The sequence below is a fragment of the Streptomyces echinoruber genome, from assembly GCF_014651135.1.
Taxonomy (GTDB): domain Bacteria; phylum Actinomycetota; class Actinomycetes; order Streptomycetales; family Streptomycetaceae; genus Streptomyces; species Streptomyces echinoruber.
In genome coordinates, this window is the sequence record NZ_BMWH01000003.1 from 52,925 (window position 1) to 69,688 (window position 16,764).

Genomic DNA, 16,764 nt, shown 5'->3' on the forward strand with positions numbered 1-16,764 from the left:
AGCCAGCTGGAGTGAGGAGAACCGGACGGAGCCGGTACAGCCGGAGCAGCTACGTCAGCGGCCGGAAGAGCGGGTGGTACTGCACGGTCGACTTCGATCCATAACAGCCCCACCTCCTCCGGCCGGTCCCTCGTGAGGGACGTTCCCAACCCCGCCACCGGTTCCTCTGGTGCGGGTTCCCCCGCGGGGGAGATTCACGTCTCGGGTCCCGGGGACTCGAAGGCGTGCTTCTGCATGCCGTCCCCAACCACCGGCTCAGAGTAGCAGCCGCCGGACATGTCAAGGCGCCGCTTTGCCCGGTGCTGACGAGATCTATGCTCGCCGCATGGCAGATGTTCTCCCTCTGGTCGAGGCCCGGTTGCGTACCGCGCTGGGCGAGCCCGACGCGCGCGCCGCGGTCACCTTCCTCGGCGCCGACCGCATCGAGGTGCTGCGCTTCCGTGAGGGGGACGTCGTGCGCTACGCCACGCTCGGCATGTCCGCGCACCCCATGACCGATCCCGCGGCGATGGTCGCCGACCCGGTCCGGGGACCGCGCGCCGAGCTGGTCCTCTCGGTGCGCGCGGGTGTCGCCGACACCGACAAGGTGCTGCGCCCGCTCGCCGTGCTCGCCGCCTCCCCGCAGGTCGAGGGCGTGGTCGTGGTCCCCGGCGCCGCCCTGGACGTGGGCGGGCCGCTGTGGCCCGGGGCGCCCTTCACCTCCGTGCTGGTCGCCGAGCCCGGGGGCCTGGTGGCGGACCTGGAGCTCGACGCGCCGCTGGAGCCGGTGCGCTTCCTGCCGCTGCTGCCGATGACCCCCAACGAGGCCGCCTGGAAGCGGGTGCACGGCGCCCAGGCCCTGCGGGAGCGCTGGCTCACGCACGGAACGGACCTGCGGGACCCCGCCCGCCGGTCCGTTCCGCTGGACTGACCCACTGGACTGACCCACTGGGCCGGCCCATCGGACCGGCCCGCCCGGCGCCTCGGTGAGCAAACTCACGCCGCGCGCGGGTCGTCCGGGTCACCCGGGCCTCCCGGGCCGGCCGGATCACCCGGCGAAGACCGAGACGCTGTCCTCGACCGCGTGCCGCGTCTCCGGCTCGGCCGCCTCCCGCGTGAGTGCCCGGCGCCGTACGACGACGATGAGCGCGCCCACCAGCGCGGTGACCGCCGCCACCACGAACGGGACGTGGAGGTCGGTCCACTCCTCGATCTTCGGCGCGCAGTAGGGCGCGGCCGCCGCCGCGAACCAGCGCACGAAGTTGTAGCCCGCGCTCGCCACCGGTCGCGGAGCGTCGGAGACGCCGAGGGCCAGCTCGGTGTAGACGGTGTTGTTCACGCCGATCAGCGCGCCGGAGACGATCGTGCAGACCACGGCCGTGGTGTGGTCGCCGTAGCCGAGGACGAGGACGTCGGCGGCGAGCAGCACCAGCGAGCCGCCCAGCACCGGCAGCGAGCCGAACCGCTCCTGCAGGCGCGGCGCGATGACCACGGAGAACAGGGCCAGCAGCACGCCCCAGGCGAAGAAGACGGCGCCGGAGCGGTAGGGGGTCATGTTCAGCACGAACGGCGTGAAGGCCAGCACGGTGAAGAACGTGTAGTTGTAGAAGAACGCCGAGGCCGCGGCCGAGGCGAGTCCGCCGTGGCCGAGCGCCCGGATCGGGTCGAGCAGCGAGGTCCGGCGCGCGGGCCTCGGCTGCTCCCTCAGGAACGCGGTGATGCACAGGAAGCCGACCGCCATCAGCGTGGCCGTGCCGAAGAAGGGGTAGCGCCAGCTGAGGTCGCCGAGCACCGCGCCCAGCAGCGGGCCGCACGCCATGCCGAGGCCGAGGGCGGATTCGTACAGCAGGATCGCCGCCGCGCTGCCCCCGGCCGCCGCGCCGACGATGACGGCGAGGGCGGTGGAGACGAACAGCGCGTTGCCCAGGCCCCAGCCGGCCCGGAAGCCGACGAGCTCGCCGACCGAGTCGGAGGTGCCGGCGAGCCCGGCGAAGACCACGACCAGCGCCAGGCCGCACAGCAGCGTCCTGCGGCCGCCGATGCGGCTGGAGACGAAGCCGGTGACCAGCATCGCCACGGCGGTGATCAGGAAGTAGGAGGTGAACAGCAGCGAGACCTGGCTCGGGGTGGCGTCCAGGCCCGTGGCGATGGAGGGCAGGATCGGGTCGACGAGGCCGATGCCCATGAAGGCGACGACGCAGGCCCCGGCGGTGGCCCAGACCGCCTTCGGTTGCCGAAGAATGGTTGCCATATACACATATTATGTTAGCTGGGCTAACTAATGCAATGCGCATCGAGTTTCCGTGGGTGACTGATTCCATCCGTACGGGTGATCGTCCTTGACGCGGGCGGGCGGCGGTAGGACCGTGGGGCCCTATGAGGGGCGAACCCAGTTGCCCGAAGTGTGGTGGCCGGGTCAGGGCTCCCGGACTCTTCAGCGACTCCTGGCAGTGCGATGTGCACGGCACGGTGCATCCGCTGCAGCCCGTGATCCCGCCCAGCGTCGAGGCCCTCAGTGTCGTGGTGCACCGCGCGCAGGTGCCGGTGTGGATGCCCTGGCCCCTGCCCGTCGGCTGGCTGTTCACCGGCGTGGCCAACGCCGGTGACGACCGCAGCGGCGGTCGCGCCACCGCCGTCGCGTGCTCCGGCCCCGGTCCGCTCGGCGGCATGGGCGAGCTGATCCTCGTCGCCGAGGAGCTCGGCGTCGGCCTCGGCGCGCGCTACGCGGGCATCGAGGGCCCCGATCCCGGCCCCTGTCTGGACATCGAGAAGCCGCCGCAGACCAAGGTCCTCGCCGCCGGCCGCCCCACCCCGCTCTGGCTGCTGTCCGGCACCCCCGAGGACCGCGCGGTCTTCGCCGGCGAGGCCCTCGGGCTGTGGCTGTGGGCGGTGGTCTGGCCCGAGAAGTCCGGCATCCTCCTGTACGACGAACTGGTGCTGGCGGACCTGCGGGACGCGGGCGCGGAGGTCGAACTGGTGCCGTGCGGGGCGCTGTCACCGCGGCTGATCGAACCGTCGGGGTGAGCGCGGGCGCGAGCGCGGGGCCGGTGCGGACGTGTACGGAGGTGCGGGGGTGTCGCCGGCGCGGGCGGGGGTGTGCGCGAGCGGAGGTGTAGGGGGCGCCGTGCGGGGGCGGGTGTGACGGTGCGGTCCCTCACCCCGGTTATCCTTGAGTGTCCTTCCCGTACCGTCACCGCCCGGAGTCCGCGTCGTGCGCATAGACCTGCACACCCACTCCACCGCCTCCGACGGCACGGACACCCCGGCCGAGCTGGTGCGCAACGCCGCCGCGGCCGGCCTGGACGTGGTCGCGCTGACCGACCACGACACCACCCGCGGCCACGCCGAGGCCGTCGCCGCACTCCCGGAGGGGCTCACCCTCGTCCCCGGCGCCGAGCTGTCCTGCCGTGTCGACGGCATCAGCATGCACATGCTGGCCTACCTCTTCGACCCCGAGGAGCCCGCGCTGCTCGCCGAGCGCGAGCTGGTCCGGGACGACCGCGTGCCGCGCGCCCAGCGCATGATCGCCAAGCTGAACGAGCTGGGCGTGCCCGTCACCTGGGAGCAGGTGCAGCGGATCGCCGGGGACGGTTCGGTCGGCCGGCCCCACATCGCCTCTGCCCTCGTGGAGCTCGGCGTCGTCCCCACCGTGAGCGACGCCTTCACCGAGGAGTGGCTGGCCGACGGCGGCCGCGCCCACGTCGCCAAGCACGAGACCGACCCCTTCGAGGCCCTGAGGCTGATCAAGGGCGCCGGCGGAGTCGCCGTGTTCGCCCATCCCGGCGCCGGCAAGCGCGGCCGGACCGTGCCGGAGTCGGTGATCGCGGAGCTGGCGGCGGCCGGGCTCGACGGCATCGAGGTCGACCACATGGACCACGACGCCGGCACGCGCGCACGGCTGCGCGGCCTGGCCGGAGAGCTCGGACTGCTCGTGACCGGCTCCAGCGACTACCACGGCAGCCGCAAGACGGTCGCGCTCGGCGCGTCCACGACCGATCCCGAGGTGTACGGGGAGATCGTCCGGCGGGCGACGGGGGCGTTCCCGGTGCCGGGCACCGGCGGCGCCTGACGTCCCGTCCCGCCCGCGCCCCCTTTCCCCGCTTTCCCCGTTCCCCCGCAAGGCCCTTCCCCGATGTTCGACGCTGCCGTCTTCGGCTCCCTCTTCCTCACCCTGTTCGTCATCATGGATCCCCCCGGGATCACCCCGATCTTCCTCGCGCTCACCGCCGGCCGCCCGGTGAAGGTGCAGCGCAGGATGGCGCTGCAGGCCGTCTGCGTGGCCGGCGGCGTGATCGCCGTGTTCGGGGTGCTCGGCCACCGGATCCTGGACTACCTGCACGTCTCCGTCCCCGCTCTGATGATCGCCGGCGGGCTGCTGCTCCTGCTGATCGCGCTCGACCTGCTCACCGGCAAGTCCGACGAGCCGAAGCAGACCAAGGACGTCAACGTCGCCCTCGTCCCGCTCGGCATGCCGCTGCTGGCCGGTCCCGGCGCCATCGTGTCGGTCATCCTGGCCGTGCAGAAGGCCGACGGCGCCGCCGCGCAGGTGTCGGTGTGGTCCGCGATCCTCGCCATCCACGTCGTGCTGTGGCTGGTCATGCGCTACTCGCTGCTGATCATCCGGATCATCAAGGACGGCGGCGTGGTCCTGGTGACCCGGCTCGCGGGCATGATGCTCTCCGCGATCGCCGTGCAGCAGATCATCAACGGGGTGCTGCAGGTGGTCCGGGCCGGCTGAGGGCCGGGCCGGCCGAGAACCGGGAACGCGCGAAGCCCCGCACGGCACCGTGCCGTGCGGGGCTCCCGTCGTCTGGTCCGAAGCGATGCGATCCGCTGACGGAGAAGAAGACCGGGGTGCGGTTACGAGGCCGGAACGTCGGCCGGGCGGATCCACAGCCGCTGGCCGACGGCGGCAGCCTGCTGCACGATCCGGTTGACGGAGGCGGCGTCCACAACGGTGCTGTCCACGGGGGTACCGTCGATCTCGTCGAGGCGCATGATCTCGAAGCGCATCGCTTCTCCCTTCGTCTGGTCATCCTCCTGAGGAGAACTGCTCGTGGATGGCTCATGGGGCGGCGGTGCCCCCTGTTCCGTCCGTAGTCAACGCGCTCTCTGTTACGAACATTCCCTACGCTAAAGAAATTTTTCGAACGTCTAATTACCGACTGGTAAGCGGTGAACCGGGCGGGCGCCCCGTTTCCGTCACGGGACAATGGAGGCGATGAACGACGACCTCGCGGCCCTGGCCGCCCGCATCGACCGCACCAACGAGCTGCTGGAGCGCATGCTCGCCGAGGTGGCGAAGACGCCCTCCACCCACGCGATCTTCGTCGACGCCGGGTACGTGTACGCGGCCGCGGGACGCCTGGTGGCCGGCACCGAGGACCGCCGCGCCTTCGACCTGGACGCCGAGGGACTCATCGAGGCCCTCATCGACAAGGCCCGCACCGTCTTCGCCGACAGCCGCCTGCTGCGCGTCTACTGGTACGACGGGGCCCGCCGCCGCATCCACACCGCCGAGCAGGAGGCCATCGCCGAACTGCCCGACGTCAAGGTGCGCCTGGGCAACCTCAACGCCAACAACCAGCAGAAGGGCGTCGACTCCCTCATCCGCACCGACCTGGAGTCCCTCGCCCGGCACCGTGCCATCAGCGACGCCGCCCTCCTCGGCGGCGACGAGGACCTGGTGTCGGCGGTCGAGGCCGCGCAGGGCTACGGCGCCCGCGTCCACCTGTGGGGCATCGAGGCCCCCGAGGGCCGCAACCAGGCGGAGCCGCTGCTCTGGGAGGTCGACAGCCAGCGCACGCTCGACCTGGACTTCTTCAAGCCGTACGTGTCGCGGCGCACCGCCGTGTACGACAGCGGCGGCACCGCCCGGCCGACCCGCGAGGACGTCCGCTTCGTCGGCGCGCAGATCGCCGCCAGGTGGCTCGCCGCGCGCGGCCGCGACGCCCTCCTCGAGCTGCTGCCCGGCCACCCCTACCTGCCCGGCTCGGTCGACCAGGACCTGCTGGTGGAGGCCGAGGGGCTGCTGCAGTACTCCCTGCGCGGCCAGGCCGACCTGCGGCGCTCGCTGCGGGACGGGTTCTGGGACCACCTGCAGACGCAGTACTGACGCACTGACTCCGTCACCCGTACCCGTGCTGGTCCGTCACCCGTGCCTGTACTGGTTCGTCACCCGTACCCGTACTGGCGGGAGCCCACCTCGTCCCAGAAGTCGGCGAGCGCGCGGGCGGTGGCCTGCGGCTGGTCGGTGTTGGGGGAGTGCTCGGCGCCCGGGATCACCGTCCGGCGCGCCCCCAGCCGTAGGGCCATCTCGTCCAGCAGCGGCACCGGCCAGGTGTCGTCGCGCTCGCCCGACAGCACGTGGCAGGGCGGCGCGACGGCGGCGAGCTCGTCCACCCGGTCCGGCTCCGTGCACAACTGGTTTCCGGTGGCGAGGAGTTGCGCGGGCTTGGTGCCCAGCCAGCGGCGCCGCAGGTCCTCGCGGCCGACGAGACCGGGCCCGGACCCGGCGCCGGTGTCGGTCTCCTCGGGCGGCTCCAGGAGCTGCATCGCCTGCCACACCCGGGCCATCGTCATGACGGTGAGCGCGTCGTGCAGCAGCTTCACGCGCTGCTGCTGGGGCTCGGAGATCTGCGCCGGGCCGGAGGCCATCAGGGTGAGGGAGAGGAAGGGGGAGGCGTCGAGGAGGACGGCCGCGCGGGCGATCTGACCGCCCAGGGAGTGCCCGAGCAGGTGCACGCGCGTGCCGAGCGCCTCGGCCTGCGCCAGCACGTCCCGCGCCAGCTCCTCCTGCGCGTACGCCGACTCGTCGTCCACCGGTCCGTCGGACTCGAACTGTCCCCGGCCGTCCACGGCGACCGTCCGGTACCCGCGCGCCGCCAGCGGCTCGTGCAGCGGGTTGAAGTCCTCCTTGCTCCCGGTGAACCCCGGCAGGAGCAGCGCGGTTCCCCGCGGCTCCACGCCCGCGGCGGGCGCCGCGTCCACCACGGCGAACTCCCCGCGCGAGGTACGCAGCCGGTACGCCCGGGCACCGGGGGGCGGGACGAAGGTCGGGGGCCTGCTCATGGGGCGAGGGTAGCGGGCGCGGGCGGCGGACGTCGGACGGCTGGGGGAGAGGGGAAGAGGGGAGGGGAGAGGAGAGGAAGGGGGCGGGGCGAGAAGGCGAAGAGCCCGTCCCCGGGGTGGGAACGGGCCCTTCGGCGGTCGGCCGGTGATCGGTGGCCGGTGGCCGGTCAGGCGTCGGCGGACTCGGCGGCGGCGGTCTTCTTGCGGGTCCGGCGAACGGGCTTGGCCTCCGCCGTGTCCGCGTTGTCGGCGTTGTCGGCGTTGTCGGCGTTGTCGGCGTCGTCGGCGACTGTCTTGCGCGTACGCCGTCGCGGTGCCGCCTCCGGGGCCTGGGCGGCCTGCGCCGGAATGCCGCCGACGGCACCTTCCGCCGTGTCGGCGGGGGCCTCGGCCGCCTTCTTGCGGGCCCGGCGGGCGGGCTTGGTCTCCGCCGCGTCCTCGGCCGGGGGCTGCTCGGCGACGGCCTTCTTGCGGGTCCGGCGCACCGGCTTGGCCTCGGCGGCCTCGGCTCCCTCCGGCGCGGCGGCGATCGTCTCCGGCGCGGCGGCGATCGTCTCCGACGCGGCGGCGATCGTCTCCGACGCGGCGGCGGTCGCCTTGCGGGTGGTCCGGCGGCGCGGCTTGGCCTCGGCGGCCTCAGCGGTGTCGACGGCGGTCTCGGCCGCGTCGGCGGGGGACTCGGCGGTCTTCTTGCGGGTCCGGCGGCGCGGCTTGGCCTCGGCGGTCTCGGCCGTGTCGACGGCGGCTTCCGCGGCCTGCGGCTGCTCGGCCGGCGGTTCGGCGGCCACGGCCTTCTTGCGGGTCCGGCGCGGCTCGGCCTCCTCGGCCTCGGCACCCTCCGGCTCCTGCGACGCCTGGGCCGGGATGGCGGTGGCGGTGGCGGTCTTGCGGGTGCGGCGGCGGGGCTTGGCCTCGGACACCCCGGCCGCCCCGGCTTCGGCCGCCCCGGTCGTCCCGGTTTCGGGCGTCTCGGGTGCCGTGGTGCCTTCGGCGGTCCGCACCGCGGTCTCGGCGGCGGCCTTCCTGCGCGTGCGCGTCCGGCGCGGCTCGGCGTCCGGCGCGGCCTCGGTCGCCTCGACGGCCTCCGCGGCGGCGGTGGCGGCCTCGGCGGCTTCCGGGGCAGCCGCGGTCTTGCGGGTGCGGCGGCGGCGCGGCGTGGTCTCGGCGGCCTCGGGCGCGGCCTCCACGGCCGGCCCCTCCGCCGTCGCCACGGCGGCCTGGGCGGCGTCGGACGGCTGCGCGGCCTTCGCGGGCTCCGTCTCCGTGGCGGGCTCCGCGGGCTGCCGGGCCGTCTCGGCGGCCGTCAGCGGTTCCGTCGGCGCGCCGCGCCGGGTGCGGCGCCGGCGGCGCAGCGTGCGGTGACCGGCCGGGGTCTCCTCGGGGCCCGTCTCGGCGCTCGCGGGTTCGCTCGGCGCGGACTCGGCCGTCGGCGCCCCGTCCCGCGCGGGCTCCAGCGGCGCCCCGCGCCGCGTGCGCCGGCGGCGGCGCGGCGTACGGCCCGCGCGCTCGCGGTCCCGGTCGCCCTCGGCGGCCCCGCCGCGGCCCCGGCGTCCGCGCGGACCGCGCCCGCCGGGCTCGCCCAGGTCCTCCAGCTCCTCGGCCGCCAGCCCGGCGCGGGTGCGCTCGGAACGTGGCAGGACGCCCTTGGTGCCCTCGGGGATGCCGAGGTCGGCGAAGAGGTGCGGGGAGGTCGAGTACGTCTCCACCGGGTCGTGGAAGTCCAGCCCCAGCGCCTTGTTGATGAGCTGCCAGCGCGGGATGTCGTCCCAGTCGACGAAGGTGATCGCCGTACCCGAGGCGCCCGCACGGCCGGTGCGGCCGACGCGGTGCAGGTACGTCTTCTCGTCCTCGGGCGACTGGTAGTTGATGACGTGGGTGACGCCCTCGACGTCGATGCCGCGCGCGGCCACGTCGGTGCAGACCAGCACGTCGATCTTGCCGTTGCGGAAGGCGCGCAGCGCCTGCTCGCGGGCGCCCTGGCCGAGGTCGCCGTGGACCGCGCCGGCCGCGAAGCCGCGGCGCTGCAACTGCTCGGCGATGTCGGCGCAGGTCCGCTTCGTACGGCAGAAGATCATCGCCAGCCCGCGGCCCTCGGCCTGCAGGATGCGGGCGATCATCTCCGGCTTGTCGAGGGAGTGCGCGCGGTAGACGAACTGCTTGATGTTGGCCACGGTCGCGCCCTCGTCGTCCGGCGCGGTGGCCCGGATGTGCGTGGGCTGCGACATGTAGCGCCGGGCCAGCGCGATGACCGCGCCCGGCATGGTGGCCGAGAACAGCATGGTCTGCCGCTTCGCCGGCAGCATGTCGATGATCTTCTCGACGTCGGGCAGGAAGCCCAGGTCGAGCATCTCGTCGGCCTCGTCCAGGACCAGGCACCGGACGTGCTTCAGGTCCAGCTTCCGCTGCCCGGCGAGGTCCAGGAGCCGGCCCGGGGTGCCGACGACCACGTCGACGCCCTTCTTCAGGGCCTCGACCTGCGGCTCGTAGGCCCGGCCGCCGTAGATCGCCGCGACCCGCACGTTGCGCACCTTGCCGGCGGTCAGCAGGTCGTTGGTGACCTGGACGCACAGCTCGCGCGTGGGGACGACGACGAGGGCCTGCGGGGCGTCGGTGAGATCCTCGGGGCGGGCGCGTCCGGCCTCCACGTCGGCGGGGACGGTGACGCGCTCCAGGAGCGGAAGCCCGAAGCCCAGGGTCTTGCCGGTGCCGGTCTTGGCCTGGCCGATGACGTCCGCGCCCGACAGGGCCACGGGGAGGGTCATCTCCTGGATGGGGAAGGGCGTGGTGATGCCGACGGCCTCCAGGGCCTCGGCCGTCTCAGGAAGGATCCCAAGCTCTCGAAACGTCGTAGTCAGGGTGCTGCCTCACTCTGTGTGCGCGATACGAGGCGAGCGCGGGGGTCGTGTCGCCTGACCGTGCCGGGGACGCCGGCCGCCCACGCATCCACGCGGGCTGACCGTGTGGCACGGGACCACAGCCGACGCTCTAGCGCTCGTACCGCTGAGGGTTCCCCCTCCGGGCGCCGTACGCGTGGTGCCGTACGGGCGGGGAGGGCTGTCGGGTCGGAGCCGATCGGGCCACCGACCGGGCATCCTCATGCAAGCGGCCCGTCGAGTACTCGGCAGGCTCAATACCACCATACCCCGGATTCGCGCACACGCGATGGCCGATTTGGTCATGTAGCCGTCGTCACAGCGACACGCGGGCGTCGCCGCCCTGACTGACCAGGGGCTTCCTCCCCGCCGCGGGCGCGCTATCGTCCGCTTCATGACGAGCTCTGACAAGCCTGAGAACGCCGCCGACACCGCCGGGACCGCCACCGGGATCGCCGCGCAGGACTGGGCGACGGCCTCCGCGGACCCCCAGTACCGCGCCGCGGTCGTCGACCTGCTCGGTGCCCTCGCCTACGGCGAGCTGGCCGCGTTCGAGCGGCTCGCGGAGGACGCCAAGATGGCGCCCACCCTGGAGGACAAGGCGGAGCTGGCCAAGATGGCGTCGGCCGAGTTCCACCACTTCGAGCGGCTGCGCGACCGGCTCTCGGAGATCGGCGAGGAACCGACCCGGGCGATGGACCCGTTCGTCGCCGCGCTCGACGGCTTCCACAAGCAGACGGCGCCCTCCGACTGGCTGGAGGGGCTCGTGAAGGCCTACGTCGGCGACTCCATCGCCAGCGACTTCTACCGCGAGGTCGCCACCCGCCTCGACTCCGACACCCGCGCGCTGGTCCTCGCCGTCCTCGACGACACCGGGCACGCCGGCTTCGCGGTGGAGAAGGTGCGCGCCGCGATCGACGCGGACCCGCGCGTGGGCGGGCGGCTCGCGCTGTGGGCGCGGCGCCTGATGGGCGAGGCGCTGTCGCAGTCCCAGCGGGTGGTGGCCGAGCGGGACGCGCTGTCGACGATGCTCGTCGGCGGCGTCGCGGACGGCTTCGACCTCGCCGAGGTCGGCAAGATGTTCTCCCGCATCACCGAGGCCCACACCAAGCGGATGGCGGCGCTGGGGCTGGCGGCCTGAGCCGCCCCATGCCGGCCGCGGGGCCTGCCGAGCGCCATGGGGCGCGCCATGGAGGGCTGGGATGACCTCCGCCGCCGGAGCGCCCTTCGCCGTGGGGTTCCTTGCACCGTGGCCGGGTGTCCGGCGCCGGTGACGTTCGAGGGCGGGCAGGGCATCCCGGCGAGGGGGGAGGGGCGGGACGCGTTCCGGCGTCAGGCGCCCGGCGGCCGGTGCCCGGTGTGGACGCGGCGGTGGCGGCGGTGGCACGTGCGGGGATGCGCGGGGCGCGTTGGCGGAACGCGGTGTGCGATGTGCGGTGTGCGATCGCGCGGTGTGCGAGGCGAGCGGCGGGACCGTGTCCCCCGGCCCGTCCCCCCCGCCCCCGCCCCCCCCGTCGTCCCGTCACGCCGTCACGGATCGTCGGCGCAGGCGGCCCGTCGGGCGCAGGAGGAGCGACAGGGAAGCGACGGAGACGACCAGGGCGCCCAGGAGGCTCAGCAGGACGTGGCCGGGACCCAGCGCGGTGCGGGCGACGAAGTCGCCGAAGAGGGCGCCCGCGACGCCCGTGGACAGCACCAGGGCGCGGGCGGGCAGCCGGTGGGACAGGCGGTGCAGGGCGGTCCAGGCGAGCAGCAGACCGAGTCCGGCGGAGCCGAGTGCTTCCACGATCATGACGGGTCCCTCCCAGGCCGGCCTCGGGGTGCGGTCGTAGCCCGTCCTACCCCTGACCTGCGAAGGGCAATCCTGCCTGTGAGGGAGTTGTGCTCCGTCTGTGGAACGCCACCCGCTCGGCGGGAGCCGCCGCGGAAGCCGGGGGTGGGAGGGGGAGCGGGAGGCGGTACGAGTGCCGCCGTGGCGCGGAAAGCGGCGCGGGAAGGGCGGCACGGGAGTGTACGGAAAGGGCGGCACGGGCGGCACGGGCGGCACGGGCGGCACAGGAGGAGACACGGGAAGGGGTCCGGCGCACCCGCGCCGGACCCCTTGTACCGGCCGTGCCTACAGCGCGCCGAAGCCCACCTTGCGCGGGGCCGGCTCACCGATCTCGACGTACGCGAGACGGTCGGCCGGGACCAGCACCTTGCGGCCGTGCTCGTCGACGAGGCTGAGCAGCTGCGACTTGCCCGCCAGTGCCTCGGCCACCGCCCGCTCGACCTCCTCGGCGCTCTGACCGCTCTCCAGAACGATCTCGCGGGGCGCGTGCTGCACGCCGATCTTGACCTCCACGGCTATGTCCCTCCGACGGTCGGTGAAGTGCGCGACCTTCCGCGCCGTACGCTGCACACATTAGCCCGGCGAGGGGACACCCACGCCGCGACGGGGAACGCCACGAGCGAACAGCGGGCGGGAACAAACCCCGCCCGCGCGCGTGCGGCCGTCAGCCCTGGGAGCCGCCCTCCGCGCTCCTGCGCGGCGTCTCGTGGTTCTGGTCGGAGCCGTGCAGCGGGAAGCCCGCGATGCCCCGCCACGCCAGCGACGTCAGCAGCTGCACCGCCTGGTCGCGCGGGACGCTGCGGTCGCTGTTGAGCCACGCGCGGGCCACCACCTGGGCGAGGCCGCCCAGACCCGAGGCGAGCAGCATCGACTCCGCCCGAGACAGGCCCGTGTCCTCGGCGATGACCTCGCAGATCGCCTCCGCGCACTCGTTCGTCACCCGGTCGACGCGCTCGCGCACGGCGGGCTCGTTGGTCAGGTCCGACTCGAAGACCAGCCGGAAGGCGCCGCCGTCGTCCTCGACGTACGCGAAGTACGCGTCCATGGTCGCCCGCACGCGCTGCTTGTTGTCGGTGGTCGACGCCAGCGCGTTGCGCACGGCCTGGATCAGCGACTCGCAGTGCTGGTCCAGCAGGGCCAGGTAGAGGTCGAGCTTGCCCGGGAAGTGCTGGTAGAGCACCGGCTTGCTGACGCCGGCGCGCTCGGCGATGTCGTCCATGGCGGCCGCGTGGTAGCCCTGTGCCACGAAGACTTCCTGGGCGGCGCCCAGCAGCTGGTTCCGTCGGGCACGGCGCGGCAGGCGCGTACCACGCGGGCGTGCCGCCTCTGTCTGCTCGATGGCTGTCACGCCGCCTCCCAAAATCGTCCACTTGCGGTGTGCGCCGCGCCGCCATCGTACTTTTCGGTAATCCTGCCGTGCGCGGTGCGAGCGCAGAATTTCATGTACCGGACAGTGGGGAAAGCCAGGCAGACGGCTTCAGGAGGGATCAGGTGGGGCAAAGGACGCTCCTCTTTGCTCCCGTTCTGTTCCTCTTCCGTTCCCCTCTGCCCAGTCTGCCCAGTTCCCGCCCCGCCGGCTTCGGGGGCCGGCCGCGTCGCGATCGCTCACCGGCAGCGGTCGCTCACCGGTAGTCGTCCTCGTCGAGCGAGACGACGCGTGCCTGCTCGATGAGGTCGGCCTCGCTCGCCCGGTCGGGATCCACGTAGGCCAACGGGTCGTCGCGGTCCGGCGCGATGTCCGCGCGCTGCTCGGCGGCGTCCACCTCGGGGGCCTCGACGCCGAACTCCGCGGCCTCGCGCTCCTCCTCGAACGTCTCGGGGTCGGTGGGGTCGACGGCCATTGCTGGGCTCCCTTCCTGCGAACGTCCCTGAAGCACAAGCACAGGGGCTCCTACGGGTGCCCTCTGCACGAGCCTAGACGAACCTAGACGAACCTGGGGGACACCCGAAGGGGACGCTATGCCATTCCGTGACCGGAGGGTTTCCGGAGGTTGCCGATCTACCCCCGATCTGTGATGCCGAACACGTGAACCCGCACGTGATCGTCTCGTAACATTGCCGCATGTCTTCCACCGAGCCGCCCTCCGTGCCACCCGCCAACGTGCTCCCGAAGGTGGCGCCCGTCCGGGTCGCGGAGGGGGAGCGGCTCAGGTCGGTGGGGCTCGCGGGGATCACCCTGGCGGTGCGTTCCCGGCCGCCCGCGCGCGAAGGGCTGCCGCCCGCCCTGTACGTCCACGGGCTCGGCGGCTCCTCGCAGAACTGGTCGGCGCTGATGGCCGAACTCGACGACGCCGTCCACAGCGAGGCCCTCGACCTGCCCGGCTTCGGGGACTCCCCGCCGCCCGACGACGGCGACTACTCCATCACCGCGCACGCCCGCGCGGTGATCCGCTACCTGGACACCACCGGGCGCGGGCCCGTGCACCTGTTCGGCAACTCCATGGGCGGCGCGGTCGTCACGCGCGTGGCGGCCGTCCGGCCCGATCTGGTGCGCACGCTGACCCTCGTCTCGCCCGCGCTGCCCGAACTGCGGGTGCAGCGCGGCGCGGTGCCGACGGCACTGCTCGCCGTGCCGGGCGTGGCGGCGCTGTTCAACCGGCTCACGAAGGACTGGACGCCGGAGCAGCGGGTCCGCGGCGTCATGGCCCTGTGCTACGGCGACCCCGGGCGGGTGACGCCCGACGGGTTCCGCGACGCCGTCGCCGAGATGGAACGGCGGCTGCGGCTGCCGTACCACTGGGACGCGATGACGCGCTCCGCGCGCGGCATCGTCAACGCCTACACGCTGGGCGGCCAGCACGGCCTGTGGCGCCAGGCGGAACGCGTCCTGGCCCCCGCCCTGCTCATCTACGGCCGCCGCGACCGGCTCGTCTCCCACCGCATGGCCCAGAAGGCCGCCCGCGCCTTCCGCGACTCCCGCCTGCTGTCCCTGCCGGACGCCGGGCACGTGGCGATGATGGAGTACCCGGAGACGGTGGCCGCGGCCTTCCGCGAACTGCTCGCGGAGACGGCGGTGCGGGAGACGGCGCGGCCGGCCGCCCCGGCACGGGACGCGTACGCCGGGGGCGAGCCCTCCGTCGTGGGCGCGGGGGGCTGAGGGGCGAGGTGGGACGCCACAGGCGCGGCGGACCGGCCCCGAAGGCCGACGCCGCGGACACCAGCACAGTGGACACCGGACACGAAGGACGCGCAGGACGCGCTGCGCAGGACACGCGGGACGTCCGGGACGCTCGGGGCATGGGGGACGCCCGAGACACCCGGGATCTTCGGGACGGCGGTGGTTTCCGGCGGACTCCGGGCCGAGGGCCGGGCGCCGAGGGTGGACCCGAGACGGGCGCCGGGGGTTTCGGCGGGGCGGGCCGGTGGGGCACACCGTCGCCGGGCCTGGGCGCGGCGCCCGGACAGCACGGGCAGCCCGTACAGCACGGCCAGCCCGGACAGCAGCGGCCGGAGGGCCATCCCGGGGCGTGGCGCCTGGGGGGAGCGCCGTACGGGCCTGCCGCGCACGGCGCTCCGCGGCTGCCGGACGGCACTCCGGCGCGCGGCGTCCCGCGGTTCGCCGACGGCACCCCCGCGCACGGCGTTTCGCAGGCGCGCGGCGGGCATCCCGAGCAGCGGGAGGCCGGGGGAGCCTGGGGCGAGGCGAGGTACGGGGGCGGGCGTGGGTCTGTGGCTCCGATGAGGGCCGACGGCGGGCGTGGGCCCGCGGCTCCGGCGGGTGCCGGGGACGGTCCCGTCCCGCAGGGCCCGCCGGCCGGCCCCGCACTGCCCATCCCGCGGCAGCGGCAGGCGCCGCCCGGCGGACCCCGGCAGGAGTACCTGGACGCCTTCGACGACGCCCTGGACGAGGACGACGTCTTCGCCCCTCCGCCCGGGCGCCCGGCGCGCCACACCGACGCGCGCCTCTCCGCGCCCGCGTACGACGCCGCTCGCGCCGGCGCCGTTCGCGGCGGCACACCCGATGCCGGCGCCGGCGAGGACACCGACGCGGCGCCCGCGCGGCCCAGGGGCGGCAAGGGGCGCACGTTCACGGGCATCGCGGCCGCCGCCGTCACCACCGTGCTCGCGGTCGTCGTCGCCGGGCAGGTCGCCGACGGCGAGCACGGCACCGGCGTGCAGGGGCGGTCCACCGCCGGACGCGTCGGGGAGGGACGGGACGCGGCGTCCGCGGGGACCGCCGCCGGGGGCGCGTCCGCGGCGCCCGGCGCGGTGGCGCTGACGTACGAGCAGAAGATGGACCGCACCTACCCGATGAGTCCCACGTTCAAGGGATCGGGGAAGCTGGAGACGGTGCCCGGGTTCGACAAGGCACCCGGCAGGGGACGCAAGTACACCTACCGGGTGGACGTCGAGCAGGGACTCGGCCTGGACGGCGCGCTGTTCGCGCAGGCCGTGCAGAAGACGCTGAACGACGACCGCAGTTGGGCGCACCACGGTGCGCGCACCTTCGAGCGGATCTCCTCCGGCGACCCCGACTTCGTGATCACCCTGGCCAGCCCCGGCACGACCGCCCAGTGGTGCGCCAAGTCCGGCCTGGACACGACCGAGGACAACGTCTCCTGCGACTCGGCCGCCACCGAACGCGTGATGATCAACGCGTACCGCTGGGCCCAGGGCTCCAAGACCTACGGCGACAAGATCCACGCCTACCGGCAGATGCTGATCAACCACGAGGTCGGCCACCGCCTCGGTTACGGCCACGTGACCTGCGACAAGGACGGCGAACTGGCGCCAGTGATGCAGCAGCAGACCAAGTTCCTCGACCACGACGGGATCCACTGCCTGCCCAACCCGTGGCCGTATCCCGAGGGTTGACGGACGGCTCACGTGTCCGGCCCGCCTCGGCGGGTGCGGCTGGTCCGCGGGTGCGGCTGATCCACGGATGACTCACGGGCGACCCACGGGCGACCCACGGGTGACCCGCAGGTGATCTCCTAGCGCGGCAAAACGCGGTCCGCGCGGGAAAGTTACGACCGTTCACCCCTTTTGGTGGCGCGACGGACAACCGTC

General features: G+C 73.9%; 16 protein-coding genes. 8 read left to right on the forward strand and 8 right to left on the reverse strand.

Translation table 11 applies throughout. The features are described from left to right. The first annotated feature begins 325 nt into the window (after window positions 1–325). On the forward strand, window positions 326–910 hold the full coding sequence (locus IE225_RS05335) for a suppressor of fused domain protein (protein ID WP_190056160.1): 585 nt from the start codon (window positions 326–328) through the stop codon (window positions 908–910). A gap of 117 nt (window positions 911–1,027) precedes the next feature. Here IE225_RS05335 and IE225_RS05340 read toward each other — a convergent pair whose 3' ends face one another. Beyond that, a complete protein-coding gene (locus IE225_RS05340) occupies window positions 1,028–2,230 on the reverse strand; it encodes an MFS transporter (RefSeq protein WP_190056161.1) in 1,203 nt (400 codons plus the stop codon). A gap of 125 nt (window positions 2,231–2,355) precedes the next feature. Between IE225_RS05340 and IE225_RS05345 the strand changes: the two genes are divergently transcribed. The 3 genes from IE225_RS05345 (at window position 2,356) to IE225_RS05355 (ending at window position 4,717) form a co-directional block, all read left to right on the forward strand. Continuing rightward, window positions 2,356–3,003 carry a DUF6758 family protein gene (locus IE225_RS05345; protein WP_190056162.1) on the forward strand — a complete coding sequence of 216 codons (648 nt, stop codon included), beginning with the start codon at window positions 2,356–2,358 and terminating at the stop codon, window positions 3,001–3,003. A gap of 187 nt (window positions 3,004–3,190) precedes the next feature. After that, window positions 3,191–4,048, forward strand: a complete 858-nt coding sequence (locus IE225_RS05350) for a PHP domain-containing protein (RefSeq protein ID WP_190056163.1) — start codon at window positions 3,191–3,193, stop codon at window positions 4,046–4,048. A gap of 63 nt (window positions 4,049–4,111) precedes the next feature. Then, on the forward strand, window positions 4,112–4,717 hold the full coding sequence (locus IE225_RS05355; protein ID WP_190056164.1) for a MarC family protein: 606 nt from the start codon (window positions 4,112–4,114) through the stop codon (window positions 4,715–4,717). Window positions 4,718–4,839: 122 nt separating this feature from the next. On the opposite strand, the gene IE225_RS05360 is transcribed toward IE225_RS05355, so the two are convergent. Continuing rightward, window positions 4,840–4,992 carry a DUF8834 family protein gene (locus IE225_RS05360; RefSeq protein WP_190056165.1) on the reverse strand — a complete coding sequence of 51 codons (153 nt, stop codon included), beginning with the start codon at window positions 4,990–4,992 and terminating at the stop codon, window positions 4,840–4,842. Between the two features lie 199 nt (window positions 4,993–5,191). Between IE225_RS05360 and IE225_RS05365 the strand changes: the two genes are divergently transcribed. Further along, window positions 5,192–6,094, forward strand: a complete 903-nt coding sequence (locus IE225_RS05365; RefSeq protein ID WP_190056166.1) for an NYN domain-containing protein — start codon at window positions 5,192–5,194, stop codon at window positions 6,092–6,094. Window positions 6,095–6,153: 59 nt separating this feature from the next. Here the strand turns inward: IE225_RS05365 and IE225_RS05370 are convergent, their stop codons facing one another. Then, window positions 6,154–7,050: an alpha/beta fold hydrolase gene (locus IE225_RS05370; protein ID WP_190056167.1), complete on the reverse strand. Its 897-nt coding sequence runs from the start codon at window positions 7,048–7,050 to the stop codon at window positions 6,154–6,156. A 167-nt stretch (window positions 7,051–7,217) separates the two neighbouring features. Then, the gene (locus IE225_RS05375) at window positions 7,218–9,812 is read right to left on the reverse strand and encodes a DEAD/DEAH box helicase (protein WP_190056168.1); all 2,595 of its coding nucleotides are present in this window, start codon (window positions 9,810–9,812) and stop codon (window positions 7,218–7,220) included. Window positions 9,813–10,317: 505 nt separating this feature from the next. Between IE225_RS05375 and IE225_RS05380 the strand changes: the two genes are divergently transcribed. Continuing rightward, window positions 10,318–11,064 (forward strand): ferritin-like fold-containing protein, encoded by a 747-nt coding sequence (locus IE225_RS05380; RefSeq protein WP_190056169.1) that lies wholly within the window; start codon window positions 10,318–10,320, stop codon window positions 11,062–11,064. A gap of 381 nt (window positions 11,065–11,445) precedes the next feature. Here IE225_RS05380 and IE225_RS05385 read toward each other — a convergent pair whose 3' ends face one another. The 4 genes from IE225_RS05385 to IE225_RS05400 all read right to left on the reverse strand — a co-directional run bounded on the left by IE225_RS05385 (window position 11,446) and on the right by IE225_RS05400 (window position 13,595). Further along, window positions 11,446–11,715, reverse strand: a complete 270-nt coding sequence (locus IE225_RS05385) for a hypothetical protein (protein ID WP_190056170.1) — start codon at window positions 11,713–11,715, stop codon at window positions 11,446–11,448. A 324-nt stretch (window positions 11,716–12,039) separates the two neighbouring features. Then, window positions 12,040–12,267 (reverse strand): DUF3107 domain-containing protein, encoded by a 228-nt coding sequence (locus IE225_RS05390; RefSeq protein WP_055572468.1) that lies wholly within the window; start codon window positions 12,265–12,267, stop codon window positions 12,040–12,042. A gap of 151 nt (window positions 12,268–12,418) precedes the next feature. Continuing rightward, entirely contained in the window at window positions 12,419–13,102 is a 684-nt protein-coding gene (locus IE225_RS05395) for a TetR/AcrR family transcriptional regulator (RefSeq protein ID WP_190056171.1), read from the reverse strand. Between the two features lie 274 nt (window positions 13,103–13,376). Beyond that, window positions 13,377–13,595 carry an Rv3202a family protein gene (locus tag IE225_RS05400; RefSeq protein ID WP_190056172.1) on the reverse strand — a complete coding sequence of 73 codons (219 nt, stop codon included), beginning with the start codon at window positions 13,593–13,595 and terminating at the stop codon, window positions 13,377–13,379. 221 nt (window positions 13,596–13,816) lie between these two features. Between IE225_RS05400 and IE225_RS05405 the strand changes: the two genes are divergently transcribed. Together IE225_RS05405 and IE225_RS05410 are read left to right on the forward strand one after the other, a co-directional pair. After that, window positions 13,817–14,851 (forward strand): alpha/beta fold hydrolase, encoded by a 1,035-nt coding sequence (locus tag IE225_RS05405; RefSeq protein ID WP_190056173.1) that lies wholly within the window; start codon window positions 13,817–13,819, stop codon window positions 14,849–14,851. Window positions 14,852–14,859: 8 nt separating this feature from the next. Further along, window positions 14,860–16,569 (forward strand): DUF3152 domain-containing protein, encoded by a 1,710-nt coding sequence (locus IE225_RS05410; RefSeq protein ID WP_229879266.1) that lies wholly within the window; start codon window positions 14,860–14,862, stop codon window positions 16,567–16,569. Window positions 16,570–16,764: the final 195 nt, after the last annotated feature.